Origin of the sequence: Sinomonas flava (assembly GCF_039531875.1) — a bacterium.
Classification (GTDB): domain Bacteria; phylum Actinomycetota; class Actinomycetes; order Actinomycetales; family Micrococcaceae; genus Sinomonas; species Sinomonas flava.
In genome coordinates this window covers 64,395-90,464 of sequence record NZ_BAAAQW010000009.1, presented here as the reverse complement: position 1 = coordinate 90,464, position 26,070 = coordinate 64,395, and the positions used below count along the sequence as shown (strand labels likewise).

The window sequence follows — 26,070 nt, the reverse complement described above, 5'->3', positions numbered from 1 at the left end:
TTAGTGATATCGGCCTCTCAGGTCGAGACTCACGGGCAGGCCGCAAGGCCAGCGCCCGGGCCGGACCGCTGGGGGAACGGCTGCTTCGCGGGACCACGGCTCGCCCCGTTCGGGGAGGCGAGACAGCCCCGCCGAAGCCACAACAGCTCCACGCACCCTTCCAGAACCGCGCGTTCTGCAGGACCGCCTGTTCAGAACCGCACCGTTGGGGCGCACAATTGTGCGCCCAGAGGAAAGAGCCCCCATCATGACCACCCTGCACCCCTCCCTCAGGCACGCCGTCCTCGCGGCCTTCGCCGCTCTCGCCGCCTTGAGCCTTGCCCTCTTCGGCCCCAGCGCCCAGTCCCCCGCCCGAGCGGCTTCTGCTTCCGATGCAGAGAAGTCGGTCGTGTACCTCTACGTCCAGTTCGACGGCGAGGTGAAGGTCCCCTTCAACTCTGGCACCGAGACGTACACCTCGAGCATCCCCGCCGGCTGCACCGGCTGGTTCGCCAGCTCGCAGGCCCACATCGTCACCGCCGCGCACTGCGTCGAGAAGAGCGACGACATCAAGCTCGCCATCCTCAAGAACGTCATGCAGCGGCTCGGGATCAGCGAGTACCTGCAGCGGGCGTGGGACGAGAACTGGGCCACGGTGACCAACGTGACCGTGCGCGCCTACCAGCCGCAGGGCGTCGACGGCGCTGTCCCCGCACTCCAGAACACCGGCCTCACCGCCCAGCTCATCGATGCACAGACCTTCGCGAACGGCGACCTCGCCCTCCTCAAGATCGCCGACCTCTCCGGCACCACCCCGCTGACGATGGCCCAGAAGTCGCCGGGCACCGGCGAGCGCGTGACAGCGGTCGGCTTCGCCGGCTCGGTCACCGACGTCAGCGACGCCTCGCGGCAGCGCGCCTCGTTCAAGACCGGCACCGTGTCTTCCCGCCAGGTCACTACGACGGGCGTCCCCGTCACCGAGATCGACGCCGCGGTCACCAACGGCATGTCGGGCGGCCCGACGATCGACAACGACGGCAACGCCATCGGCGTCAACAGCTTCAAGCCGCGCGGCGAGTCCCAGGCATTCAACTTCGTCACCGACACCGAGGCCCTGAAGACCTTCCTGACCCGCAACGGCGTGACCCCGGTCGTGCCGACGCCTTCGGCCACCGCCGCTCCGAGCACGGCGAGCACGACGGCGCCTGCCTCCTCGGGCGACAGCCTGCCGCTCTACCTCTCGATCGGCGGTGCGGCGATCGTGATCCTGGGCCTCGGTGCCACGCTGTTCATCGTGATCGGCAAGCGCCGCCGGGCCTCGGGCGCCGCCGCACAGACGGCAGTCGCAGGACCTGTGGGCCAGTTCCCCGGGGCGCAGGCCCCACAGTACGCCGCGGACCCCGCCCAGCCCGGGACGCAGCAGTTCGCACAGGCGCAGCAGTTCGCTGGGGCGCAGCAGTTCGCCGGGGCGCAGCAGCAGGTCTCCCAGCAGTACGGCGCCCCGGAGCACCCCGAGCAGCAGCCGGCCGCACCCGCGACGACGGTTCCGACGGGCTTCCAGCCCAGTCAGAGCCAGCGCCCGCAGGCGCCGTACCAGCCGGCCCAGCATCCGCAGGCGCAGCAGTACCAGGCGCAGTACCAGCCCACCCAGTACCCTCAGCCGCAGTACCAGTACCCCGAGGTCCAGCAGCCCGGGCCGTACCAGACAGGTCGGGACCAGCGGCCCCAGGCTCCGACGGCCTGACCCGCCGCAACACCGGCCCGAGCGGCCAGCACCCGAGCGGCCAGCGCCTCCCCCGAGGCGCCGGCTGCTCGGCGTCGTGCGCGGGAATACCGGTAGATGATTGAATGTTCAAGCAATCATGGACTTCGGCATCTTCACGTTCGGCGAGCTCACCCGCGACACCTCCGGCACCCCCGGCGCCCTCACGCGCTCGGCGCGGCAGCGCACCGAGGAGACCATCCAGCTGGCCAAGCTCGCGGACCAGGCTGGGCTCGACGTCGTCGGGATCGGCGAGCACCATCGGCACGACTTCGCGTTCTCCGCCCCGGAGGTCGTGCTCGCGGCGATCGCGCGCGAGACCGAGCGGATCCGGCTCACGACGGCGGTCACTGTGCTCTCGACCGCGGACCCGGCGCGCGTCTTCGAGCAGTTCGCGACCCTCGACATCGTCTCTGGCGGCCGCGCAGAGATCCTCGCCGGCCGCGGGGTGTTCCCGGAGTCCTTCCCCCTCTTCGGCTACGACCCGGCCGACTACGACGCCCTCTTCGAGGACAAGCTCGACCTCCTGCTCGAGATGCGCGAGCACGCTACCGTGACCTGGCCCGCCGCGCCCGACGACGCCGCCCCGTCCCGCCCGCGCGCACACCACGCCCTGCGCGACGCGGCCCTCTCTCCCCGCCCCGTCCAGGAGCGCATGCCGATCTGGCGCGGGGTGGGCGGGACGCCGTCGAGCTTCGTGCGAGCGGGGCAGGCAGGCGTGCCGCTCTTCCTCGCGCTCCTCTCCGGGCACCAGCACTTCGTGCGGCTCGTCGACCTGTACCGCACGGCTGGCGCGCAGGCCGGCCACGCGCCGTCGTCCCTCAGGGTGGGGACGGGCAGCCACTTCTTCGCCGCGCGCACCTCGCAGGTAGCCCGCGACACCTTCTACCCCCACTACGCGAGGTACATCGAGCAGAACATGCCGCGGCCAGCCGGCGAGTTCCCGCGCGAGCACTTCGACGCGTGGGCGGGGCCCGGCGGCGGCCTGCTCGTGGGCAGCCCCGCCCAGATCACGGAGCGGATCCTCGCCTCGCACGAGGCCCTCGGCACGGACCGGTTCATGGCCCAGGTTGGACTGGGGACGCTGCCATTCGCCGAGACGGCCTCCTCGATCGAGCTGCTCGCCACGGAGATCGCGCCGGCGGTGAAGAAGGCGATCGCTGAATAGGGACGGTGGAGGCGGCCGCTAGCCTAGACGGCATGACTCCACGCGGCGCAGGCCGGTTCGCCCCGAGCCCCTCCGGGGAGCTGCACGTCGGCAACCTCCGCACGGCACTGCTCGCGTGGCTGTTCGCCCGGTCCACGGGCCGCCGTTTCCTGATGCGCGTCGAGGACCTCGACCGGGCCCGGGCGGGCGCCGAGGAGGTCCAGCTGAGGGACCTCGCCGCCATCGGGCTCGACTGGGACGGCGAGGTGGTGCGCCAGACGGAGCGCGGCGCGCTGTACGACGACGCGATCGGCCGCCTCACCGACGCCGGCCTCACCTACGAGTGCTACTGCACGCGCCGGGAAATCCAGGAAGCCCCGAGCGCTCCGCACGCGCCGCAGGGTGCGTACCCGGGCACGTGCCGCGACCTCACCGAGGACCAGCGCGCACGACGCCGCGCGGAGCGTCCCGCCGCCGTCAGGCTTCGCGCGGAGGTCACCGAATGGGCGGTGACGGACGTGCTGCACGGGCGATATGCAGGGCTCGTGGACGACTTCGTGCTGCGGCGCAACGACGGGGTGGTCGCGTACAACCTCGCGGTCGTCGTGGACGACGCCGCGCAGGGGATCGACCAGGTGGTCCGCGGCGACGACCTCCTCTCCTCGGCGCCGCGGCAGGCCTATCTCGCCGGGCTCCTCGCGGCGCAGGTGCCCGAGTATGCGCATGTGCCGCTCGTGCTCAACCCCGCCGGACGCCGCCTCGCCAAGCGCGACGGAGCCGTGACACTGGGGGCGCTCGCGGCCGCGGGGGTGTCCGCGGAGCAGGTGACGGGGCTCCTGCTCGCGTCGGTTGGCCTGCCCGCCTCGCTCCCGGAGGCGCTCGCGGCCTTCACGCCCCACGCGCTGCCCCGGGACCCTTGGGTCCTCGCCCCCGGGGAGCTGACCTCCAGAAGGTGACCCCCAGAAGCTGACCCCCAGATTCCGTCTGAGGGTCACCTCCTGAGGGTCACCTCCTGAGGGTCAGGCCTGCATCGTGAAGCGGGCCGCGGTGCGGTTGCGGGCCAGGGGCGCGCGGTAGAGCGCACGGAAGGCCGCATTCCGGGCGGCCATGAGCCGCGGCGGCAGCGGGCGGCCGAGCGCCATGTTGAGCCTGGCCTGCCGGGCCGCCGCCGCTGCCGCTGCCAGCCTCCCGTGCTCGGCCGCCCCCCAGAGCTCGGGCCAACCGTCCGCCTGCCCGGGGTCCCGGCGGCGCTCCCGCACGTCCGCGGCAACAAGCGGCGCGAAGGCCTCGGCGTCGAGCCACCCGAGGGTCATGCCCTGCCCCCCGATCGGGCTGACCTCGTGTGCGGCGTCCCCGACGAGCAGCACGGGCCCCTGGCGCATCCTCCCGGCGAGCCGCTCCGCCACGGTGAAGGCGCTCAGCATGGTGCACGACGCCGTGACCACCTCCTCCCCCGTGCGCTCCCCGATGACCTGCGCGAGCCGCGCCGGGTTCGCGGCCTCCTCGGGCGCGTCGAGATGCGCCACCCATCGCCGCACTCCACCGGGCAGCGGGAAGGATTCCACGATCCCCTCCGGTTCGAGGTGCAGCACGGCCCGCGTCCCGTCGCCGGTCGTATCGGCGAAGTCGCCCATGAGGTACGCGTCCGGGAGCGCCTGCTCGCGCACCGGTATGGCGAGCGCCGTCCGCAGCGGCGACCGCGCGCCGTCGGCCGCAATCACCCAGGCGCCACGGAACGCCTCCCCGGTCGCGGTGCGCACGACGGCGCCGCCCTCCGCGCGCTCGACTGCCGCCGCGCGCACGCCTCGCCGGAGCGCTCCCGGGGCGACCACGGCAAGCCGGCCCTCGAGCGCCTCCTCGGTGCGCCACTGCGGGACGGCGAGGACCCCGGGGTTGAAGCCCACGCGTGCCACGCCGCGCCCTCCGGAGCGCGCCACGCCCTCGCCGATCAGCACCCCGGCGGCCGCGAGCCCCTCCGCAACGCCGGCCCGGGCGAGCACGCGCAGCCCCGGCGGGTGGATGCCGATCGCGCGGGAGTGCCGGCCGGGCTCGTGGCGCGCCTCGAGCACGACGACGTCGACCCCCGCCTGGGCGAGGAGGACGCCGAAGCAGAGCCCGACGGCGCCGCCGCCGACGATGACAGCCTCGTGCGACTCGTGCCCCACCGCCGGCCCGGCGCCTACGGGAGGACGCGGGTCAGCAGCGCGGTCTCGACCGTGAGGCCCGGCCCGAACGCCATCGCACAGACCCGCTCGGCACCGGAGCCCTGCCCCGGGTCCTGTGGCAGGTTCAGGATGCGGTCGAAGACGAACATGACCGTCGCGCTGGACATGTTCCCGTACTCCCGCAGGGTGTCGCGCGCCGGCGCGGCCTGCTCCTCGGACAGCCCCAGCCGAGTGACCACCTTGTCCACGATGCTGCGGCCGCCCGGGTGGATCGCCCAGTGCTCGATCTCGGCGTGCGCCCGTCCGGCCAGGGCCTGGTCGCCGGCCAGGAGGGGTTCGAGCGCGCCGGTGATGTGGTCATCGATGATGTGCGGGACATAGCTGCCGAGGACCATCTCGAAGCCCTGGTCGCCGATGTTCCACGCCATCGTCTCCTCGCCGACGGGCGTGAGCGTGGTCTCGAACGCGTCCAGGCTCAGGGCGGGCCGCGTGAGGGGGAGGTCCCGCGCGGTCACGACGGCGGCTGCGGCACCGTCCGCGAAGAGCGAGGCGCCGAGGATCGTGTCCGGGTCATTGGAGCTGCGCACGTGCAGCGAGCACAGCTCCACGATGGCCACGAGGACGACGGCGTTGGGCTCGGCCTCGCAGAACGCCTTGGCCATGCGCAGGGCCGGGAACGCGGCGTAGCAGCCCATGAAGCCGAGGTGGAAGCGGCGCACGGACGGGCTCAGGCCGAGGTCGCGGACGATCCGGTAGTCGGGACCGGGGTTGAAGAAGCCCGTGCAGGAGACGGTGACGACATGCGTGACGTCCTCGGGCCCGATGCCGTCCGCGGCCTCGAGGGCCCGGCGCGCCGTCTCCGTGAACAGCGGGGTGGCCTCGCGGACGAAGAGGTCGTTGCGGGTCTTGGTGCTCGGATTCAGGATCGCGCCGGTGCCCGGGTCGAAGAAGTCCGGCTCGTGGTCCGGCTGGTCCCACGAGAATTCGCTGACCGCGGAGTGGCGCGTGTCGATCGCGGAGGCATCGAAGCACGCGGTCACGAGCCGCTGTCCGAGCCGGGTCAGGCCCTCCTGCGCGGCGAAGACGTCGCGCGCCTCGGGCTGCTTGAGGACGGTGGACGGTACGGAGGTCTCGAGGGACCTCATCAGGACGGCCATGCGTCATCCTCTCTAGGGCAGGGGCGCCGGGGCAAGGGGTGGGTGCGTCTCACGTGACGAGGATCTGGGTGGCGCTCTCCTTCAGCTTGCCGTTGGCCCACCGCATCTGGCGCAGCGTCTCAGGATGGCAGCGCTCGGCAAGCCCGAGCAGGTCCCGGTGCTTGATGCCCTGGGCGGCCTGCGCGAGCAGTTCCCAGTCCACCGAGACACCGGCGGCCTTGATGTAGACCTCCCGCAGGTCCCGCAGGAGCAGGAGCGCCGGCGAGCCCATGCGCCCGATCAGCTCGCTGCCCTTCTCCCTGACGGCGTCGACGGGGCCATGCTTGGTCCCCGCCTCCGGATCGAGCCTGTCGTGCCCATAGTCCTTGGCGATCTCGGCGATGTCGCGGACGTGCTGCTGCGACCACCGGGCGAGGTCCAGGCCGAGGTGGTAGATCTCGTGGTCCACTTTGTGGCGCTCCGAGACCTTCAGCAGCTCCCGTGCCAGCTCCGCTTCCGAGCGGTGCAGCTCCTCCAGGGCGAGTCCGATCTTCATCGCGTCGCTCCGATCCTCGGTGCCGGTGAGGGGCCGTCCGCGTCGGCGACCTTCTCGATCCGAGCCGCAGCGGTCTTGAAGATGGGCTGCTTGGAGCACGCGTCCCAGTCGGTGATCGTCAGCTCGTTCGCGGCGCGGCCCACGTCGTCCGGGGCGTGGCCGCCCTCGGTGTCCCAGTAGCCGTAGTGGAAGGGCACGAACACCACCCCGGACCGGATCGCCGTGATCCTGGCCTTGGCGCGCAGCGATCCCCGCGGGCTGCTGACCTCGAGGAGGTCGCCTTCCGCCAGACCCTGCGCCGCGGCGTCGTGCTCGCTGACCTCTACCCATACGTCCGGTGCCGCCGCCTGCAGCTCGGGCGCGCGGCCGGTCTTCGTGCGGGTGTGGAAATGGTAGAGCGTGCGTCCCGTGATGAGGATGAAGGGAAAGTCCTCGCTCGGGATCTCGTGGGGCGGCATGTAGCCCGCGGCCTTGATGACCGCCTTGCCCGTCGGGTTCAGGGCCTTGTACTCGGTGGGCTCCACGGGCGCGCCGGTGATGAGGTCGCGGCCGTAGCTCTCGCAGTACTCCGGCGCGCTGAAGAACTTGCCGTCTTCGTAGAGGCGCTCGGTGCCGTCGGGATGCTCGTCGTTGCAGGGCCACTGGATGCCGGAGCCGCCGCGCAGCTTCTCGTAGGTCATGCCCGTGTAGTCGCAGGGCCGGCCACGGGTGCACTCCTTCCAGGCCTCGAACGCGGACTCGGCGTCGTGCCACTTCACGAGCGGCGCGCCGTCCTTGTCCTTCAGGCCCAGCCGGTGCGCGTAGTCGATGAAGATCTCCAGGTCCGCCTTCGCCTCGCCCGGCGGGTCGACGGCCTTCTCGGACAGGTGCACCGTGCGGTCCACATTGGTGAAGGTGCCCGTCTTCTCGCCCCAGGTCGCGGCTGGGAGCACGACGTCGGCGAGCTGCGCGGTCTCGGAGAGGAAGATGTCCTGGACCACAACGAAGAGCCGCTCCTGGGTCAGGATGGAGCGGACGCGGGGGAGTTCCGGCAGCGAGACGGCCGGATTGGTGCCGCTGATCCAGAGCAGCTTGATCGAGCCGTCCTCGGCGTAGCGCATCATCTGCATGACGTGGGTCGGCGGCGAGTAGTGCGGGATCTCCATCGGGTCCACGTTCCACACCCGCGCGAGGTCCTTGATGTGCTCGTCATTGGACCAGTTGCGGAAGGCGGGGAGGTCGCCGTCGCCCCCGCACTCCCGGGTGTTCTGCGCGGTGGGCTGGCCATTCATCTGGAGGACACCGCAGCCCGGCTTCCCGAGCATGCCGCGCACGATGTGGATGTTGTTGACCTGGACCGAGGCGGCCGTGGCCTGGTTCGACTGGTAGAAGCCCTGGAGCACCGTGGACAGGAGCCGGTCGGCCTGGCCGATGATGGCGGCCGCCTCGCGGATCTGCTCGGCGGGGACGTCGCAGATGTGGGCCGCGACCTCGGGCGGGTAGTCCTTGACCCGCGTGGCAAGCTCGTCGAAGCCGACCGCATGGGCCTCGAGGTAGGCGTGGTCCACCCAGTCATGGGCAATGATCTCGTGCAGGAGGCCGTTCATGAGCGCGACGTTCGTGCCCGGAAGCGGGGCCAGGTGCACTGTCGCGTGGCGCGCGACCTCGGTGGGCCGCGGGTCGACGCAGACCAGCTTGGGCGGGTTCGGCCCTTCGAGCCGGTCGAGCATGCGCATCCACAGCACGCTCTGGGTCTCGGCGACGTTGTGCCCGTACAGGCAGATGGCATCGGCGTGGTCGATGTCGGTGTAGGAGCCGGGCTGGCCGTCACTCGCGAACGACTCCTTGAGCGCCTCCGCCGCCGTCGCGGTGCACAGGCGCGTGTTGCCGTCCACGTGGTTCGTGCCGATGCCGCCGTGAGCGACGATCCCGAGCGTGTAGTACTCCTCCGCGAAGAGCTGGCCGGTCGTGTAGAAGCCGACCGCGCTGGGCCCCTGATCGGCGAGGAGCTGCTGCGTGCGCTCCACGATCCGCCCCATCGCGGTGTCCCAGTCCGTCTCGACCAGCCGGCCGCCCTCGCGGACGAGGGGACGGGTCAGCCGGTCCGGCGAGGCATTGGCCTGCCACCCGTACAGGTCCTTCACGCCGAGGCGGCCGTGGTTCACGCGGTCGGCCTCCCGGCCCCGCACGCCCACGATGCGGTCGTCCTTGACCGCGATGTCCATCGCGTCGCCGTTCGAATGGAGGATCGAGGCGCTCTGCACCCAGCGGTCCACATCCTCCGCGCTCAGGCCCTCTTGGAGATGGATGTCCGTCCGTTGCGGCCACTGCTCCCCCGGCCCATAGGGGGTGCGGGTCCCCCACGGTTCCGCTATGCGGTCCTTCGCGGTCATTCGGGCTCCCTCCGGCTGAACACGGCGCGCGAGCCCTACGGCGCAGGGCAGAGGTCCGCTCGCCGCCTCAGTCCTTCCCGCTGCCCGGCGGTTCAACCTTTCCCGTGCACGGCGGGACGGGAGGGCGGAACGGGGAGCCTAGAGGACGCCGGCCGCCTCGAGCTGCTCCGCAAGCCCCGCGCCGTCGGGGGCCGAGGCCCAGGTGACGTCCGGGCTGGCCGCGACCCCGCCGACGTCGTGCGTCGTGCCGCCGGAGAAGACCGCCTGGCCCGGGGAGAGCTGTCGGATCGCGACGGCTGCCACCGATTCCGGGTGCTCGGCCGCGAACTCGGCGTAGATGGCCTCGTCGTGCTGCCCGTTGTCCCCCACGAGGAGCCAGCGGATGCCCGGGAATTCGGCGGCGAGCCGCTCGAGGTTCTCGCGCTTGTGCTCGCGGCCCGAGCGGAACCAGCGGTCCGGGGTCATGCCCCAGTCGGTGAGCAGGAGCGGCCCCGCCGGGTAGAGGTTGCGGCCCAGGAAGCGCTGCAGCGTGGGCGCGGCATTCCACGGGCCGGTCGAAAGGTAGATGACGGGGGAGTCGGGCCGCTCGGTGGCGAGGCGGTCGAGGAGCACCGCCATCCCGGCGGTCGGCGTGCGGGCCCTCTCGCTCAGCACGAACGTGTTCCACAGGGCGAGGAAGGGACGCGGGAGGGCCGTGACCATGACCGTGTCGTCGATGTCCGAGACGATCCCGAACCGCGTGTCCGGCGCGACGACCCGCACCTGCGCGACCGACGCCTCCGCGCCCTCGGCGCTCATCCGCACGTCGTGCCAGCCCGGCTCGAGCTCGACCTCAACCATCGCGTCCACCACGCCACCGGAGTCGGCGCGGACGACGGCGCGCGTCGCCCCGATCTCGACCGTCACGTCCGCGTCCTGGATCGGCACCGACGTGAACGACACCCAGCCGCGGAAGTTGTTGAAGGTGTCCTGGGTCCCGTGCAGGCCGGGACGGGCGTACATGACCCGGCCGAGGACGCGCACGCGCTCGGTGGTCCCGTAGCCGCGGTAGGCCACGACCTGCGCCACATAGTCGCCGTTCCTCGCCTGACGCGTGCGGAGGCCGTTCCATGCCTGGCCCAGCCTCTGCGCGAGGCGGAAGAGGGGCTTGAGGCGGGGAGTCCCGGCGCGGTCCGCGGCGGCGTCGGCATCGGCGTCCCGGGCGACGGCGTGGGTGTGCTGCGCTGTCATGGTTCCACTCTCCCACGCAGGAAGGGCCCAGCTCACCTTCAGCGCCTCCCGAGGCCCATCGGGTACTGGCTCCTCAGACCCGCGCGAGCTCCTCGATGTCCTCCAGGAACGCTGCCGCCACTTCGTCGCTCACGGTCGTCTTCGTCTCTCCGATGGCGTCGACGTAGTCCTGCGTGGTGGGACCGCGCCTGGCCGGCGCCCCCGCGCCCGCGGCGAGGGGGCCGGCGTCGTGCGCGGTCGGCTCGGTGCCGGCGCCGGCGCTGGAACTGGCGCCGCCGGCGGCGACGGGCACGGGCTCGGACTCGGGCACAGACCGGGGCTCGGACTCCCCCGCGTACACGGCCTTCTCGAGGGCGCGCTGGGACGCCGACCGCGCGGCGAACTCGATGTCCGCGGGCGAGAAGCCCTCGGTCAGCCCGACGAGCCGGTCGACGTCCACCTCGGCGACCACGGCCTCTGGGATGAACCGCTCCCACATGCTGCGCCGCGCCTCGGCGTCCGGCAGGCCGATCGGGATGACGTAGTCGAAGCGGCCGTGCCGCAGGAACGCGGAGTCGAGGGCGCGGATGAAGTTGGTCGCGCACACGAGGAGGCGGCCGGGCTGCTCCCGGAAGGCCGGGATGATCTTGAGCAGCTCGTTCGTGACGCCCTGGTTGGGGCTCGGCGGGTCGCCGGCGCGGTGCGAGGCGATCTCCTCGACCTCGTCCAGGAACACGACCGCGTGCTCGAGCTCGGCGATCTCCGTGAACGTGCGCCGCAGCGCGCCCGCGAGGCCTTCGGCATCGCCGGCCAGGCGGGACGGGAACACCTCGACGAACGGCCACTCGAGGCGGGAGGCGATGGCCTTCGCGAACGTCGTCTTGCCGGTCCCGGGCGGGCCGAAGAGCACGACGGCGCGCGGCGGCACCACGCCGAACTCGTCGGCCAGCTCGGCCTCGGCCAGCGGAAGGACGAGCCGGCGTTCGAGGAGCTGCTTCTCCCGCTTCATGCCCGCGACCCTGTCCCACAGGTCCCGCGGGAGGACCCGGCCGCCGAGCTGCGCGAGCGGCTCGAGCTCGGTGCGCGCCACAGGGATCTGGCGCTCGAAGAAGCGCAGGTTCTGCACGTCCTTGAAGCCGCGTGAGAGGAACGCCTCGAGGCGCGTCTCGGTGTCCGGCATGAGCGCCGAGAGCTTCGTGAGGCCCAGCGGGGCCATCCGGTTCTCGAGGGCGGCGAGCAGTGCCGTGCCGATGCCGCGGGAACGCCACTCGGGCAGGGTCGCGAGGAACACGATCCAGCCCTGCTCGTGCGCGGCGCGGCCGACGGCGGCGCCCACCACGTCGTCGCCGTGGAGGGCCACGACCGCGACGTCTTTCTGGCAGCTCGCGAGGACCTCTGAGAGCGAGTAGACCGGCTCGATGCCCGACGCCGTCATGGCGCTCCACAGGTGGAGGATGCCGTCGAGGTCCGAGGGGTGGAAGTCCCTGATCCGCCACGTGGTCATGGGCGTGCTCCTTCGCGATGTGCCGAGCGCCCTGTGGGCGCTGCAGCGAGTCTATCGGCGGGGCGCCTGCCGGCAGGTCGCGGGGACGTTGCGTGACGGCCCCGTCGGATTCTGCTCAGGCTGGGTGCCTCCTCGCCGCGACATGCCGGAGACACTCCGATGATCCGAAGCCGCGCCCCGGTCTCCTTGGGCAGAATCCCGCGCTACCGGAGCCAGACGCCGCCAGCCGCGGCCCCGAGCGCCGTCAGGACGGCGCCGGCGCCCCAGGTGAGCCGGCGCAGCTGCGCGCCCATCACCTCGGAGTGCAGGGCGCCGAAGGACATGCGCGTCGCCGAGGGGTCGTCGGCGGGGGCCTGCCGGTGACCCCACGTGGCGGGTTCCGCGGCAGCGGCGGCCAGCCGCGCGGCGTCGTCCGCGGTGAGGGCCTCCGGCTGCCGGGTGAGCCAGCGGCGCAGCTGCGAGTCCGTCACGGCCGCAGCGCCCTCCGGGACGCGGCGGATCGTGAGCCGGCGGGGCGCCACGAGCACGACGGCGGCGCGCACCGGAACCTCCCGGCCCACCGCGGCCGTGAGGGCGGCGGCGACGCGCTTCGCCTCGTGCGCGGAGTTGCGCAGGTACCGCTGGTGCTGGCCATTGACGAGGAGCACGCTGCCGGCAACCCACACGTCCTTGCGGGCGTGGTTCTTCGAGTTGAGCGTGATGACGCCGCCGGGGCCGATGACGAGGTGGTCGATGTCCGCCCCGCGCGAGCCGACCGGGAGCGAGTGCAGGACATGCCACTCGGGGCCGAGCTTCGCGAGGGCCTTCGCGACGCGCATCTCCCCCACCGCGCCCGTGTACCAGCTGCGCGCCTCGGGAGCGAGAGGGTTCGCGCCGAACAGCCGCGCGAGCGGCCTGCGCCGAGGCGTCCCCGCCTGCAGTCGGAGAGTCTCTGCCATGACGGCCTGTCCTGCGACGCGCGCCCTGAGCGGGCCGGTCATGAAGTCCACGGTGGTCCCCCTTCGCCGTGCCGGGCCGCGCCCCCATGACACGCCCTGGGGATCAGAGTAGCGGGAGGGCCCGGCGGGCGGGAGGGCGCCCGGGGGGTGACGCCACGAGGGGCTGAGACGCCTTGTCGCGACGAGGGTTGCCTGTAGGCGTCTCACCCGCACTACGGCGTCTCGAGTGCCCCCGTAGTGCGCCTCATCCGCCACAGGCCGTCTCACAAAGGAAACGGACAGAGTCACCTGCGAGGATCGGGCCATGAGCATCGTGAAGATCAACGCCATCACCGTCCCCGCCGACTCCGGCGACGAACTCGCCCGCCGCTTCGCCGCCCGCGCCGGCGCCGTGGACGGCGTGTCCGGATTCGAGGGGTTCGAACTGCTGCAGCCCACGGATGGTCGCAACGTCTGGCTCGTCGTGACACGGTGGGCCGACGAGGAGAGCTTCGAGGCGTGGAAGAACTCCGCGTCGTTCGGGCACGGGCACGGGCGGCCGGTGGGGACCGAAGGCGCGGCCCAGACCGGAGGTGGGCCCGAGGCCCGAGACGCAGAGGCCCGAGACGCAGAGGCCGGGGACGCCGGGCGGCAGCGCCCCGTCGGCGTCTCGGCCGAGCTGTGGAGCTTCGAGCCCGCCGACCTCGGGAAGTAGTCCACGCTCACACCGCCCCAGGTTCCGGACATCGCCGAGCGCCACGGCGCGTGGCGATGTCCGGAACCTGAGGCGCGGAAGCCGGGGTCGGTCGGCCGGCACGGCTGAGACTGCCCGCGCCCGTCAGGCGTCCGTGAGCCCCTGCAGCACCTCGAGGTCCCGCACCAGTCGGTCATAGCGCGAGGCTCCCAGCTCCCGGCGCCATTCGGCCTCGATCCGCTCGATCTCGGCGCGTGCGGCGTCCGTCGCCGCCGCCCCACGCGACGCGACCCGGACCAGCGAGGCCCGTGCGTCGGTGGGATCGGGCACGCGCTCCACGTACCCGGCATCCTCGAGGGCCTGGACGAGGGCGCTCGCCGTCTGCTTCGTGACCTTGGCCCGGTCGGCGAGCTCGGTCACGCGCGAGCCGTGCTGGGAGATCCGCTGGAACACGCGGGACTGCGCCATCGTGATGTCTGTGAACCCGGCGGCCGTGACCGCCTCGAAGACCCGGTCCTCGAGAGCGCGGTACGGGATGTAGAGGAGCAGTCCGATGTTCAGCGTCACCCCTTGATTATAGTCAGCATTCCTGACCATAATTTGTCAGGAAATCGTACTTCTTCTGCTGCAGATCCCTGCAAGGAGCGCCCGATGCACGGTGACGAACTCTGGGCCCACGTCCACGCCGAGCGCGGCTCGCTCGCGAGCCTCCTCTCCGGCCTCACGCCCGAGCAGTGGGACTCCCCGAGCCTCTGCCCCGGCTGGCGCGTGCGGGACGTCGCCGCGCACGTCATCTCGGCAGCGCAGACCGGTGTCCTGGGCGAGGCCGCGGCGTTCGCCCGCGCCCGCGGCGGCTTCGACCGGATGAACCTCCTCGAGGGCCAGCGGCGCGGCTCCGCCCCGGTGACCCAGATCCTCGGCGACTACCGGCGGCTGGCGGCCTCGCGCCGTCGTGCGCCCGGGACCGGAGGCGTCACGCCGCTGCTCGACGTCCTCGTCCACACCCAGGACATCGCGATCCCCCTCGGCCTCGCACACCGCATGCCCGTCGACGCGGCGATCGCGTGCGCGGAGCAGGTGTGGCGGGTCGCCTTCCCCTTCAACGCACGACGCCGGCTGGCTGGCTTCGGCCTACGCGCCACCGACGTGGACTGGCAGGCCGGCGACGGCCCTGCCGTCGAGGGGCCCATCGAGGCCCTCCTGACGCTGCTCACGGGCCGACGGGCGTGGCTGCACCGCCTCGCCGGGCCCGGAGCGGCACTTCTGTAGTTCCCAGGCAGGACCAGGCCCGAGGAGGCCGCCATGAACCTCGTCACCCAGATCGCCGCGGGGCTGTCCGCCCTCATCCTCGTGGTCGTCGGGATCCTCGAAATCCGCTTCTACGGAGACCAGCGCTTCCGGCCCATCTTCTACGTGGACCCGGGAACCGAGGGTGCCGTGCGCATGTGGGCCCAGAACATCGGCGCGGTCAACATCGTCACGGCCGCCGGCATCGCGTCCGGGCTGTGGATGGCCAACGCGGGGACCGGCCTCGTGCACGGCATGGGCGTCGGGATCGTCGTGTACACGCTCGCGGCCAACCTGCTTCTCGGCCCGTGGCTTGGCGTCACCGAGAGGAGGCTGTGGGGCAGCGCGATCGGCCAGGCCTCGCTGCCGCTCGTGGGGCTCGTGGCGTTCGCCGTCGCGGGGTGACCCGCGCGTTACCGCTTGGACGGCGCTGGCGCGCGCCGCGGCGGCGGGGCGGGGCTGCCGGAAGCGCAGGCCCCAATCAGTCCCGGTGCCTGCGCAGGACGGCGACCAGCACCGCCGCCGCGGCGGCTGCGGCCGTCATGACGAGGGCCATCGGGACCGCGGAGTCCTCACCCGCGAGGCCCGGCAGCGGGGACACCACGGCACCGAACACGAACTGCGAGGCGCCGAGGAGGGCCGAGCCGCTGCCGGAGACGTGCCGCACCTCCCCGAGCGCGAGGGCCGATGAGTTGCCCATGACGAACCCGACGCTCGTCACCGCGACCCAGATCGGGATGGCGAGGACCCAACGGGGCCCGGGAAGGAGCGACACGGCAAGGATCGCGATGGAGGCCGCGAGCAGGACCGGGACGGCCACCCCGATCATCGCCTGGGCGCCGAACCGCCGCACGAGCCGGGACGAGACGTAGCCGGAGGTGATGAGGCCCACGGCGTTCGCGCCGAACAGGACGCCGTACGCGACGGCGGAGAAGCCCATCACGTTCTGGTAGACAAAGGAGCTCGCGGAGATGTAGGCCATCATCACCGCGAAGGTCGTGGCGAACAGCGCTGCGAAGCCGAGGTACCGGGGGACGCGGAACAGCTGGGCGAACCCGCCCGCGAGGCTGTGCTTCCCGCGGGCTTCGGGCGGGAGGGTCTCGCGGAAGACCGTCGAGACGCTCAGCATCATGAGGGCGAACACGAGCGCGAGGACCCACATGATGCCGCGCCATCCGATCGGCCCCTCGAGGAGCGCGCCGATCGACGGCGCGAGGACCGGGGCGACGCCTCCCACGGTCATCATGAGGCTCATGGTCCGGGCCGTCTCGTGGCCCTTCGTGAGGTCCACGATGATGGCCCGCGCGATCACGATCCCCGCCGCGCCGCACAGGCCCTGGAAGAGCCGGCCCGCGACGAGCACCTCGAGGCTCGGCGCGATCGCCGCGACCACGCTCGACGCGATCGCACCGACGTTCCCCACCAGCAGCGGCCGCAGCCGGCCGAACCGGTCCGAGAGCGAGCCGAACACGAGCTGGCCCACCGCCATCCCGAGCAGGAAGCCGGTCAGCGTCAGCTGCACGCCCGACGCCGTGGCGGCGAACTCCTGCTGCACGCGCGGGAACCCGGGCAGGTACAGGTCGGTCGAAAGCGGCGCGGCCGTCGCGAGGAAGGCGAGGACGAGGAGCCAGCCCGCGCTGATGCCGCCACTGCGGTTCAGCGCGTGCGCGGGCATCGCTGCAAGAAGGTGGTTGAGACGTCAGGCACCCGACAAGCCTAGGCGGTCTGCCCGTTCATGACGCTCCAGGCTCTGGCAACTAGAGCTAGGAAAGCCAGCCCGGGGTCCGGGCAAGGACCTCGGGGTGCTCCTCGACGTACCGTCGCAGCCCGCCCTTGCGCGGGACCTTGACGGGCTCGGGCCAGCGGGGCTCGAGGTAGTCGCCGAGGGTCACGCCGCGCAGCTTGCGCCCGATGAGGGGCACGACCCAGTCCTGCAGCCACGTGCGCTGCTGCGACACCCATTCGCGGGCGGTGCGGCGCGCGGGCTCCTCCCATTCCTTGGGCTCCATGCGGTGCGGGACCCCGAGGTGGTCCAGAACCTGGCGCGCGAGGAACTTGTGGCCCGCCTTGGACATGTGGAGGCGGTCGGAGTCCCACATGCGCCGGTCGGCGTACTCGTCGAAGCACCAGTAGTCCACGAGCACGGCCTCGAGTTCGCGCGCCAGCTCGCGCACATGGGCGTTGTACTGCCAGTTGCGGCGCTTGAGGGGCTCGAGGAGAGGGTTGACCTTGACGTCGTAGCCGGTGAAGAGGACCAGCGTGGCGCCCGTCCCGGCGAGGGCCCGGGCGAGTCCGCTGTACTCCGCGAGCAGGTCGTCCATGTCGGTGCCGAGGTCGAGGATGTCGTTCCCGCCGGCGTAGAGCGTGACGAGGGTCGGCTCCATCGCGAGGGCCGGCTCGAGCTGGTCCGCGATGATCTGCCGCAGCCGCTTCGAGCGCACCGCGAGGTTCGCGTACTCCCAGCCCTTCTCGGCCTTGGCGAGCTTCTCGGCGACGCGGTCGGCCCAGCCGCGGACTCCGTTGGGCAGGAGGGGATTCCAATCCCCCACGCCCTCGGTGAAGGAGTCGCCCAGGGCGACGAACCTCCTCCGACTCCCGGACACGCGCTCAGCCACGCCGGGAGTCTAGGCGCGGCAGGCCACGCGCGGCCGACGCCCGGGTTAACGCGAGGCGACATGCCGCAGGGGTGAACGTGCGTTTACCCTTGGAGGTAAACACACGTTCACCCTTCCCAGCGCCGAAGGAGCCCATGAGCACCTCCCCGCACGCCGCCCCCACCCCCGCCGCGCCCGAGCGCCACGACAGCAGCGCGCCGGCCGGGCGCCGTCGTGCGCCGTGGCTGCTCACGCTGGTGCTGTCCCTCTCGGGAACGCTGGTCGCCCTGCAGCAGACGCTCGTCGTCCCGCTCCTGCCGGACTTCCCGAAGATCCTCGGCGTCTCCCCGGAGGACGCCTCGTGGCTCGTGACCGCGACCCTCCTGACCGCCGCCGTCGCGACCCCGATCGTGTCCAAGCTTGCTGACATGTTCGGGAAGAAGCTCATGATGCTCGTGTGCCTCGGCGTCATGATCGCGGGCTCCGTGGTCGCGGCCGTGGGGGTCGGGTTCGCCTGGGTCATCGTCGGGCGGGCTCTGCAGGGCTTCTCGGCCTCGCTCATCCCGGTGGGGATCAGCATCATGCGGGACGAGCTCCCCCCGAAGAAGGTGGGCGGCGCGGTCGCCCTCATGTCCGCGACGCTCGGGATCGGCGGGGCGCTGGGCCTGCCGCTCGCCGGCGTCATCTACGACAACCTCGGGTGGCAGAGCCTCTTCTGGGTCACCGGCGCGGCCGGCGTGGCGATGTTCGCCGCGATCCTCAGCAGCATCCCCGAGTCGCGGGTCAAGACGCCCGGCCGCTTCGACCTCCCCGGCGCGCTCCTGCTCTCCGCCGCCCTCGTCGCGCTGCTGCTCGCGGTGACGAAGGGCGGCACGTGGGGCTGGGGGAGCCCGGCAGTCCTCGGCCTCTTCCTCGCCGCCGCAGCGCTGCTCGCGGTGTGGTTCCCCTACGAGCTGCGGATCGGCGCCCCGATGGTGGACCTGCGCACGTCCGCCCGCCGGCCGGTGCTGCTGACGAACATCGCCTCGGTCCTCGTGGGCTTCTCGATGTTCGCGAACCTCCTCCTGGCCTCGCAGCAGCTCCAGTTCCCCACCGCGACCGGCTACGGGTTCGGCCTCACCGTGCTCGAGGCCGGCCTGGTCATGGTCCCGTCCGGCCTGGTCATGGCCGTCTTCGCACCGGTCTCGGGTGCCATGATCAACCGGCTCGGCGGCCGCCTCACGCTCATCATCGGCGCAGCGGTCCTCGCCGTGAGCTACGTGTTCCGGGTCTTCTTCTCCGGGTCAGTACTCGAGGTCGCGATCGGCGCGACCCTCGTCAGCATCGGCACCGCGATCGCGTACGCACCCATGCCGACCCTCATCATGGGCTCCGTGCCCGTCACCGAGACGGCGAGCGCGAACGGGCTCAACGCGCTCCTGCGCGCGGTCGGGACCTCGGCCTCGAGCGCCGCGGTGGCCGCGTTCCTCTCCACCGTCGTGGTGCACCGCGGGGGCGTTGCCTTCCCCTCCGCCGATGCCTTCCACGACGTGTACTGGATGGCCGCCGCGGCCGCGCTCGGCGCCATCGCCGTCGTCTGGTTCGTCCCCAAGCCGGCCCCCACGACGGTGCACGCGGCGCGCGAAGGCGGCGACGTCGTCGTGCGCGGAATCCTCCGCACGGGGGCCGGGGCGCCAGCAACGCGCGGGCTCGTCACCGTGCTCACGCTCGACGGCACGCCCATGGACTGGGCGCGGATCGACACCGAGGGAAGGTTCTCGGTCGCGGTCCCCGAGGCCGGGCAGTATCTCGCGGTCGCGACCGCGCCAGGCTGGGCGCCGTCGGCCCAGGTCGTGCGGCTCGAGCCGGAGACGCCGCACGAGCTGCTGCTCGGCGAGGAGCAGGCGCTGCACGGGGTGGTGCACGACGCCGCCGGTGCAGCGGTGCGCGGGGCGGTCGTCTCCGTCGTGGGCTGGGAAGGCGCGTTCGAGGGCACGGCCCGCACGGACGACGACGGCCGCTACCGCCTCCTGCTGCCCCCGGCGGGACGGTACGTCGTGAGCCTGCTCGACCCCGCGACCGAGCGCGCCCAGGCCCGCAAGGTGCACATCGAGACGCGCTCGCAGCAGCTCGACTGGGTGACGGGGTGAGCGCGCGGGAGGCCATCCTCGCCGCCGCGCACGGGCTGTTCGGGGCGCGGGGCTACCGGGCTGTCACGGTGCGGGAGATCGCGGCGGCGGCCGGCTGCTCGCCCGCACTCGTGATCAAGCACTTCGGGTCCAAGGAGCAGCTCTTCGCCCAGACCCGTCCCGACGACGCCCTCACCCACGCCATCACCGCGCCGCGCTCCGAGCTCGGGGAGGCCCTCGTGTTCCGCGTTCTCATGCGGCGCGAGCGGGGGCTGCCGGAGCCGTGGACCACGATGTCCCGCAATGTCCGGGAGCTGCCCGATTCGGAGGCCGCCCGGGACGCGACCCGCGAGCAGCTCCTGGCCTGGATGGCGGACCTCATGGGCGACACCTCACCGGGCCGCCGGCACGCCGAGGTGGTGTGCGCGCTCATGCTCGGGCTCGCGGAGGGCACCCGCACGCTCGGGCTGCTCGCGGCGCCCGGGTGGCATTTCGACGACGCCGTGCGGCACTACGGCGCGATCGTCCAGGCGGAGATCGACCGGGTCCCGTGAGCCCGGCGGGGTGTTCGGCGGTCGGCGGGCGATGGGCGACGCCACCCCGGCGTCAGCGCAGCACGATGTCGACCGGGTTCGCCTGCGACGCCGGGCCGCCCGGGACCGCCGGCCCCTCGATGAGGCCCGACCTGTTGGTCCGCTTGTCCCGCAGGATCTCCGTGACCGAGCCCAGATATCGCGAGAGGTCGATGACGTTCTCCGGCGCGGCGAGCAGCAGCTGGAACCCGAACTCGTGCAGCGCCGAGATGCCGGCCCCGGCGAACTCCTCGGACGCGAGCACGAAGGCCTCGTCCATCATGACCGTCCCGTAGCTCGTGAACCCCTGCTCGGCGATGCCCAGCTGGTAGCTCAGGGCAGCGGCCATGATGAACGCGGTGAAGCGCTGCCGCTCCCCTCCGGACATGGAACCGGTGTCGGCGTGCACGAACACCTCGTCGCGCGGCTCTCCTGTCGCCGCGTCCCGGGAAACCCGGTGCTCCTTGCACGAGATGAACACGTGGGTCCTCGTGTCGAGGACCTCCGCGCGCCACCGGCGGTCCTCGGGCGTCTGGGACGCGAGCCGCTTCACGAGGCCCTCGAGGGTCTTGTAGCGGATGGTGAGCTGGTCCTCGCCAGGCGAGCCCGCGCCGTCGTGCGTGCCGTGACCCGACGCTGACGCCGAGACGGCCGACGGCGCGTGGCGCGCCTTGAGCGCCGAGACGATCGCGTCCTTGAACTGCTTCGCGGAGGCGGGGACGGTCTGGCGGATGTCCAGCTCGAGGTAGGAGCCCTCGTGGAAGTCCACGCCGGCGAGGATCGAGTTCAGCGGCAGGATGCGCGCGGCGATCCCGCGGCGCTCTTCGTCCAGGAGGTGGAGCAGGGTTGAGAAGGACTCGTGCGTGCGCTGGGCGAAGAACTCCCGGAACTGCGCCTCCTGCGCGGGCAGGCCCTCGGTCACGATCTGGTGGTAGCGGGCCTCGAAGGCGGCCGCCGCCGCAACGGAGGTGCCGTGGTCCGCCGAGACGACCGATCCCCAGTCCCGCTGGAACTGTTCGAAGATGCGTGTGAGCCGCTCGGCGGCGGCCTGCGCGCGGCTCACGGCGGCGTGGATCCTGGCCGCGAGCTGGGCCTGGACCTCCGCGGCGATGCGTTCGAGGTCGTGCTGGTCGTCGGGCTCGCCGAACTCGGCGAAGAGCGGCGCGAGCGTGCCGGTCGCCGCGTCCGACGGCGGTGCTGCCGCCAGCCGCGAGCGCGCGGCGTCGAGAACGCGGTCGGCGGCCGAGAGCTGGCTGTCGAGCTGGCGGTACTCGCTGCCGAGGACGGCTGCGGCCTCGGTGGATGCCTGGTGCTCGGCGCGGGCCGCCTCGACCTTGGCCCGCAGCGGCTCGAGGTCGCTCTGGGCGGCGAGGGCGTCCCTGAGGCGGTCCTCGATCCGCGCCAGCTCGTCTTCGGCGACGGCGGAGGAGACCTCCTCCCACGGCCGCTCGTCCTGCGCGACGCGCCGGAGCGCCTCGATCCGGCGGGCGACGCCCTGGTGCGAATCCTCGCTCGCCTGCGCAGCCTCGGCCGCGCCGGCGAGCGCGCTCTCGAGCTCGAGGACCCGAGAGGCCAGGAGCTCGACCTTGGCCCCGTTGTCGAACCCGAGCACGAAGTCCGCGCGGGCGGCGAACCGATCGTCCTTCTCGACCGTGCCACGGCCGCGCTTGACCACCCCGCCGAGGCTCAGGCCCCGCTCGAGGCCGGCGAGCTCGTCCGGGTCCTCGACGCATGGGAACGCGAAGTCCGCGGCAATGCGCTCTCGGAGGTACTGGGCCGGGTCGTCGGCGGGATCGGCCGGGCTCCCCGAGGCCGCGGGGGACGCGGCGGCGTCCCGGAACTGCAGCTTGGTGAGGAGGTCGCCGTCGCGCACCTGGGCGAGTGCGAGCTCGGCGCCCGGGACGCGGGCTGAGAGGTCGACGGCGCGCAGCGCCCCGCGGACCGGATTCGCGTCGAGCCAGCGCGTCACCGCGGCGAAGTGGCGCCCGGGAACGAGCAGCGTCGTTGCGAGCGAGCGCAGCGCCCGCTCCGCAGCGGGCCGCCAGCGCTCCTCGCCGTCGGCCAGGTCCACGAGCTCGCCGCCGAACGGCATCTCCTCCTCGGCCAAGCCCAGGGCCTGCGCGATGCGGGAGCGGTTCTCCACGGCCGAGGGCGGCAGGAGGCTCTTGCTCGAGGACATCGCCGCGAGTTCGCCGCGCGCTTCGGCGAGTGCGCGCTTGGCGGTGGCCTGTGCCTCGAACGCCTCGAAGCGGGCCTCCTTGAGCGCCGCGCTGTCACCCTCGAGGGCGTCCAGGGCCTCGGCCGCCTGCTGGTGGGCGGCCGCCCAGCCCTCGGCCGAGAACGGGAGGTCGAGGCCGGCGTCGCGCATTCCCGCCCGGGCTGCCTCCTCGACCTCGCGCCGCAGGCGCAGGCCCACGGCGGCGTTGTCGCGGGCCTGCTCGAGCGTGGCGATCTGGTTGCCGCCGGCGTTGTTGTACTCGGCCTCGAGGGAGCGCAGCTCCGCCGCGAGGGCATCCCGGCGCTGCCGCTCCGCAGCGAGCTCCGCGGCCTTGGCCTGGGCGCTGGCCTTGATCCCGGCGAGGAGTCGCTCCTGGACCGTGACGGCGTGGGCCTGCCGGACTGCGTCGAACGGCCCCGCGGCGAGTTCGCGCAGCCCCGCCGCCTCCTCGAGCGCAGCAGCGTGCTCGCCGTTGAGCGCCGGGACGGGGGCGAGCTGGTCGCGCTGGAGGCGCACGTCCTCGAGCCGTGCGCGGATGGACATGAGGTTGCTGAACTCCTCGACCACCTCGTCGGCAGCGGCGAGGGTGGCCGGAGGGTCGAGGACCTGGTCGCGGAAGAAGCTGTTCACGCTGCCGCCCAGGCCCTTGCCGGCCTGGATGACGCGCAGGAGCGGGAGCGCCTGGTCGCTTGAGATGCCGAGGAGGCGGCGGAAGCGCTCGGCGAACGTCTTGTGGACGTCGAAGACCTGCGCGTTGGGGAAGAGCGCCTCGAGGGCGGACTTCGTGAAGCGGCGGCCCTGCCCCTCGCCCGCGAGGCCCTCCAGCGCTTGGACGTCCAGGGGAACCGAGTCGATGAGGTAGAAGCGGCCGAGGCTGGACTCCGTACCGTTCTTGGGCAGGTCGAACAGGGCAGTGAGCGTGTGGCGGGTGCCGGCGGCGTTGTCGAACGTGAGGGCGACGGCGCTCCAGGTCGCCCCGGGCCGCTGGAACGCGCTCGCCTGGCCCTCGCCGACGGCCACGTCGCCGACCTTGCCGCGCATGTACGTGTAGGTGGTGCGGCGGTCCTCACTGTGGCCCGTGCGGGCGGCGGCGGCCTCGTTCGAGCGCGGGCGCGCGTCGAAGACGCGAGCGATCGCGTCGAACAGGGTCGACTTGCCCACGCCCGAGTTGCCGGTGAGCATCGTGCCGCCCCGGTCGACGTGCATCGTGTGGGCTCCGTGGAAGGTGCCCCAGTTGACCACCTGGACGAGGGCGAGGCGGTACTGGCCCGGGTTGACCTCGGTGCCGAGCGGGAGCATGGCCGCGATGCTCACAGGAAGGCCTCCTGCCCCTCGACGCTGAGGTCACCCCCAGTGACGCCGAGGTCATCCCCAGTGGCCCCGAGGTCACCCCCTGTGGGCCCGAGGTCACCCCCAGTGACGCCGAGGTCATCCCCAGTGACGCCGAGGTCACCTTCTTCCTCCGCCGAGGGGGCGGCGCCGTCGACGCCCAGGGCGAGCTGGCCGGCGTCGTGCGCGGACACTTCATCCCGGACGGGCCCCGCGGCGGCGACCGCCTCGAGGTGGCGGGTCACATCACCGATGGTGTCGAAGGGCAGCGCGAGCGGGAGGGCATTGGAGATGAGGTACACGTCGTCGAGGGCAGTCGGGATGAGGAGTCTGCGCGCCTGCAGCTTGGCGACGGCACGGCCCAGGGTGTCCGCATCGCGGAGGGCGTCCTGCTCCTCGGCGGGCTGGTAGTGGGCAACGACGTCGGCGAGCTCCTCCAGCGTGACCGTCGGCTCGGTCTGGGCGGTGGCGTGCCGGTCGAGGAGCAGGCGGAGCCGCAGCACCAGGATCGTCTCGACGCGGCTCAGGGCCCGCTGCTGGCGCAGGACCGTCGCGCGCGACGCCGTCCCGAGCAGCTCCGGGTCGACGGGCCGGAGGACCGCGACCTTCCGCTCGTGGTCGATCTGCAGGCGGAGGAAGAGCTCAGACAGGCGCGACCGGAGGATCTCCTGATGGTCGAGGAGCGTCGTCCAGGCCTTCTCGTCGCGGGCGCCGTCGAGGTAGGGGCCCTTGAGGAGCCTGACCAGGACTTGGCGGACCCGGAGCGGGAGGGCTCCGGTGTCGCCGTCGTAGAGGGCCGATCCCGTCGAGTACGCGTGCTCTGCGGTGACCTCGGCGTCAGACGGGGTGACCTCGGCGTCAGACGCGGTGACCTCGGCGGTCGTGTCCATTAGTTCTCCTCCTCGCGCGAAGCGCGGGTGATCGTCGCGTCCGGGACGTACGCGGTGCGCCGGCTCCCGTCGACCTGGCCGAAGTCGAGCGCCGCCCAGCCGGAACGGTCGAGGGGCACGCCCTCATGGAGCAGGTGGCCGAGCAGGGCGCGGATCGAGTTGATGTGCTGTTCCTCGGTCGGCATCTGCTCCCACACCTCGGAGAGCCTGGCCTCTCCGCCGCCCGCTTCGAGGGCGACGGCGACCGCCTGCCTCAGCGTCGCCGCCCGCGCCTTCGCGGTGCGCGCCGACCGCGCCCGCTCCTGGCCGCCGAACCTGATGGGCTCGGCGAGACGGGGCGGCGGGGCGAGCTCGTCAGGGTCGAAGAGTTTGACCATGGACAGCGACTCGAACTCCGCGCCGAACAGCTCCGGCCCCGGCGCGAACCCGGACTCCTCCCGGGCATAGGGGAGCCGCCGGATGGCCTGCTCCGCACGCCGGATCGCATCACGGAGGCGGACGGACTGGCGGTAGTCGTCGCTCTGGACGTACGTGTTGAGGCTTTCGGAGAGCTTGCCGTAGATGCGCTGGATCTGCGAATGCGACTCCCGCAGCTCAATGACGAGGTGGCGGAGCGTCTCGCGCTCTTCGTGGTCGAGGCCGTCGGCGAAATCGCGTGATAGGACTTCGGCGATGGCGGAACGGAACCGCAGCTGCTGCTCTGGGTCCTCAAGGAACGCGGTGAATGAGCGGAAGGTGCGTCCCTCGCTCGAGGCGCGCAGCCGGCGGTCGGCCTCGAGGACCTGGGCCATCGTGGCGCCCTTCGTGAGGGACTCCTCGATGATCTGGTTGCGCAGCTGGCCCACAGAGTCCTCGAGCGTGGCGCGCATGCGCTTGAAGTCGGCAGGGAGGCCGGCGGCGAGGTCGAGGATGTTCTCGGCAGCCTCGAGCGCGGTGTCGCTGTCGAGGCCGCCTGTCTGCTCGCCGGCGCGCAGCTGGCGGACGAGTTCACTCCGTTCCTCGATCTCCGCCTCGAGCGCCTCGATCCGCGCCGAGGTGTCCGGGTTGGTCTCCCGTGCGAGCTTCTCGACGTCGCCGAGGAGCGTCCCGAGGCGCGAACCCGTGAGCGTGGAGCGGTCGGAGGAGAGCGACTCGAGGAACGCGAGCACGCGGGCCGTGGCCTCGGTGAGCTCGTACACGATCCGGCCGCCCTGCGCGCGGCGGGTGAGGAAGCGCCGGCGGGTCCAGTCATCGGCGACGGCACGGGCGGTCGCAGCCCCGGCCGTGGGCGCCTGGCCGGCCGCGGCATCCCGGGACCGCAGGTCCTCGAGGAACGCCCCGAGCTCGTCGTGGAACGCCTCGAGCTCCACCTGCGGCCGGTTGCGCGAGAAGGCAGTCTGCAGCGCTGCGATGGTCCACGGGGCCGACCGCGTGAGCGCCCACGCTGGGCCGTGGTGGAGCGCCTCGAGTTCCGCGAGCCGGGCCAGCATGGGCGACGGCGCTGCCCCACCTCTGGCGGTCGCCGCACCTCGGGGCCGGGGTGCTGGCCCGCCGGAGCGGGTTGCCCGACTGGCGGCCCTGCCGATCCCGCGCTCGGGCACGCTTGCGCGGAGCGTCGGCGGAGGCGTGGATTCGGGCACGGCAGACCAGTC

Annotated in this window: 21 protein-coding genes; 8 read left to right on the top strand and 13 right to left on the bottom strand. The window is 72.4% G+C overall.

Features of this window, described 5'->3' with window-relative positions:
- The first annotated feature begins 247 nt into the window (after positions 1-247).
- The 3 genes from ABD298_RS14860 to gluQRS all read left to right on the top strand — a co-directional run bounded on the left by ABD298_RS14860 (position 248) and on the right by gluQRS (position 3,844).
- Complete coding sequence (locus ABD298_RS14860; RefSeq protein WP_344300533.1) at positions 248-1,723, top strand: S1 family peptidase; 1,476 nt, start codon at positions 248-250, stop codon at positions 1,721-1,723.
- Between the two features lie 118 nt (positions 1,724-1,841).
- On the top strand, positions 1,842-2,909 hold the full coding sequence (locus tag ABD298_RS14855; protein ID WP_344300532.1) for an LLM class flavin-dependent oxidoreductase: 1,068 nt from the start codon (positions 1,842-1,844) through the stop codon (positions 2,907-2,909).
- A gap of 32 nt (positions 2,910-2,941) precedes the next feature.
- Entirely contained in the window at positions 2,942-3,844 is a 903-nt protein-coding gene (gluQRS, locus tag ABD298_RS14850; protein WP_344300531.1) for a tRNA glutamyl-Q(34) synthetase GluQRS, read from the top strand.
- 63 nt (positions 3,845-3,907) lie between these two features.
- On the opposite strand, the gene ABD298_RS14845 is transcribed toward gluQRS, so the two are convergent.
- The 7 genes from ABD298_RS14845 to ABD298_RS14815 all read right to left on the bottom strand — a co-directional run bounded on the left by ABD298_RS14845 (position 3,908) and on the right by ABD298_RS14815 (position 12,768).
- Entirely contained in the window at positions 3,908-5,053 is a 1,146-nt protein-coding gene (locus tag ABD298_RS14845; protein WP_344300530.1) for an FAD-dependent oxidoreductase, read from the bottom strand.
- Between the two features lie 14 nt (positions 5,054-5,067).
- A complete protein-coding gene (locus tag ABD298_RS14840) occupies positions 5,068-6,210 on the bottom strand; it encodes a type III polyketide synthase (protein WP_344300528.1) in 1,143 nt (380 codons plus the stop codon).
- A gap of 49 nt (positions 6,211-6,259) precedes the next feature.
- Positions 6,260-6,745 carry a hypothetical protein gene (locus ABD298_RS14835; protein ID WP_344300526.1) on the bottom strand — a complete coding sequence of 162 codons (486 nt, stop codon included), beginning with the start codon at positions 6,743-6,745 and terminating at the stop codon, positions 6,260-6,262.
- Complete coding sequence (locus ABD298_RS14830) at positions 6,742-9,117, bottom strand: molybdopterin oxidoreductase family protein (RefSeq protein ID WP_344300525.1); 2,376 nt, start codon at positions 9,115-9,117, stop codon at positions 6,742-6,744. The genes ABD298_RS14835 and ABD298_RS14830 overlap by 4 nt, the downstream gene beginning before the upstream one ends.
- A gap of 138 nt (positions 9,118-9,255) precedes the next feature.
- Positions 9,256-10,347 (bottom strand): App1 family protein phosphatidate phosphatase, encoded by a 1,092-nt coding sequence (locus ABD298_RS14825; RefSeq protein ID WP_344300524.1) that lies wholly within the window; start codon positions 10,345-10,347, stop codon positions 9,256-9,258.
- 73 nt (positions 10,348-10,420) lie between these two features.
- The gene (locus tag ABD298_RS14820; RefSeq protein ID WP_344300523.1) at positions 10,421-11,830 is read right to left on the bottom strand and encodes an ATP-binding protein; all 1,410 of its coding nucleotides are present in this window, start codon (positions 11,828-11,830) and stop codon (positions 10,421-10,423) included.
- 203 nt (positions 11,831-12,033) lie between these two features.
- On the bottom strand, positions 12,034-12,768 hold the full coding sequence (locus ABD298_RS14815) for a nuclease-related domain-containing protein (RefSeq protein WP_344300522.1): 735 nt from the start codon (positions 12,766-12,768) through the stop codon (positions 12,034-12,036).
- Positions 12,769-13,072: 304 nt separating this feature from the next.
- Between ABD298_RS14815 and ABD298_RS14810 the strand changes: the two genes are divergently transcribed.
- Positions 13,073-13,462, top strand: a complete 390-nt coding sequence (locus ABD298_RS14810; RefSeq protein ID WP_344300520.1) for an antibiotic biosynthesis monooxygenase family protein — start codon at positions 13,073-13,075, stop codon at positions 13,460-13,462.
- Positions 13,463-13,585: 123 nt separating this feature from the next.
- On the opposite strand, the gene ABD298_RS14805 is transcribed toward ABD298_RS14810, so the two are convergent.
- Positions 13,586-14,008 (bottom strand): MarR family winged helix-turn-helix transcriptional regulator, encoded by a 423-nt coding sequence (locus ABD298_RS14805; protein WP_344300519.1) that lies wholly within the window; start codon positions 14,006-14,008, stop codon positions 13,586-13,588.
- Positions 14,009-14,092: 84 nt separating this feature from the next.
- On the opposite strand from ABD298_RS14805, the gene ABD298_RS14800 reads away from it, so the two are divergent.
- Both ABD298_RS14800 and ABD298_RS14795 read left to right on the top strand, forming a co-directional pair.
- Positions 14,093-14,710: a maleylpyruvate isomerase family mycothiol-dependent enzyme gene (locus tag ABD298_RS14800; protein ID WP_344300518.1), complete on the top strand. Its 618-nt coding sequence runs from the start codon at positions 14,093-14,095 to the stop codon at positions 14,708-14,710.
- A 33-nt stretch (positions 14,711-14,743) separates the two neighbouring features.
- Positions 14,744-15,133, top strand: coding sequence for a DUF1304 family protein (locus ABD298_RS14795; protein ID WP_208710583.1), 390 nt, complete (start codon positions 14,744-14,746; stop codon positions 15,131-15,133).
- 76 nt (positions 15,134-15,209) lie between these two features.
- On the opposite strand, the gene ABD298_RS14790 is transcribed toward ABD298_RS14795, so the two are convergent.
- Both ABD298_RS14790 and ABD298_RS14785 read right to left on the bottom strand, forming a co-directional pair.
- Positions 15,210-16,403, bottom strand: coding sequence for a multidrug effflux MFS transporter (locus ABD298_RS14790; protein WP_344300517.1), 1,194 nt, complete (start codon positions 16,401-16,403; stop codon positions 15,210-15,212).
- 88 nt (positions 16,404-16,491) lie between these two features.
- Positions 16,492-17,343, bottom strand: a complete 852-nt coding sequence (locus ABD298_RS14785) for an SGNH/GDSL hydrolase family protein (protein ID WP_344300516.1) — start codon at positions 17,341-17,343, stop codon at positions 16,492-16,494.
- 134 nt (positions 17,344-17,477) lie between these two features.
- Between ABD298_RS14785 and ABD298_RS14780 the strand changes: the two genes are divergently transcribed.
- On the top strand, positions 17,478-19,451 hold the full coding sequence (locus ABD298_RS14780) for an MFS transporter (protein WP_344300514.1): 1,974 nt from the start codon (positions 17,478-17,480) through the stop codon (positions 19,449-19,451).
- On the top strand, positions 19,448-19,984 hold the full coding sequence (locus ABD298_RS14775) for a TetR/AcrR family transcriptional regulator (protein WP_344300513.1): 537 nt from the start codon (positions 19,448-19,450) through the stop codon (positions 19,982-19,984). The genes ABD298_RS14780 and ABD298_RS14775 overlap by 4 nt, the downstream gene beginning before the upstream one ends.
- A gap of 52 nt (positions 19,985-20,036) precedes the next feature.
- On the opposite strand, the gene ABD298_RS14770 is transcribed toward ABD298_RS14775, so the two are convergent.
- Genes ABD298_RS14770 through ABD298_RS14760 form a run of 3 tightly spaced genes read right to left on the bottom strand, consistent with a single transcriptional unit; the run spans position 20,037 to position 25,908 of the window.
- Positions 20,037-23,534 (bottom strand): ATP-binding protein, encoded by a 3,498-nt coding sequence (locus tag ABD298_RS14770; RefSeq protein WP_344300512.1) that lies wholly within the window; start codon positions 23,532-23,534, stop codon positions 20,037-20,039.
- Positions 23,531-24,439: a DUF4194 domain-containing protein gene (locus ABD298_RS14765; RefSeq protein ID WP_344300510.1), complete on the bottom strand. Its 909-nt coding sequence runs from the start codon at positions 24,437-24,439 to the stop codon at positions 23,531-23,533. The genes ABD298_RS14770 and ABD298_RS14765 overlap by 4 nt, the downstream gene beginning before the upstream one ends.
- A complete protein-coding gene (locus ABD298_RS14760) occupies positions 24,439-25,908 on the bottom strand; it encodes a DUF3375 family protein (RefSeq protein ID WP_344300584.1) in 1,470 nt (489 codons plus the stop codon). Before ABD298_RS14760 ends, ABD298_RS14765 begins: the two co-directional genes overlap by 1 nt.
- Positions 25,909-26,070 lie beyond the last annotated feature (162 nt).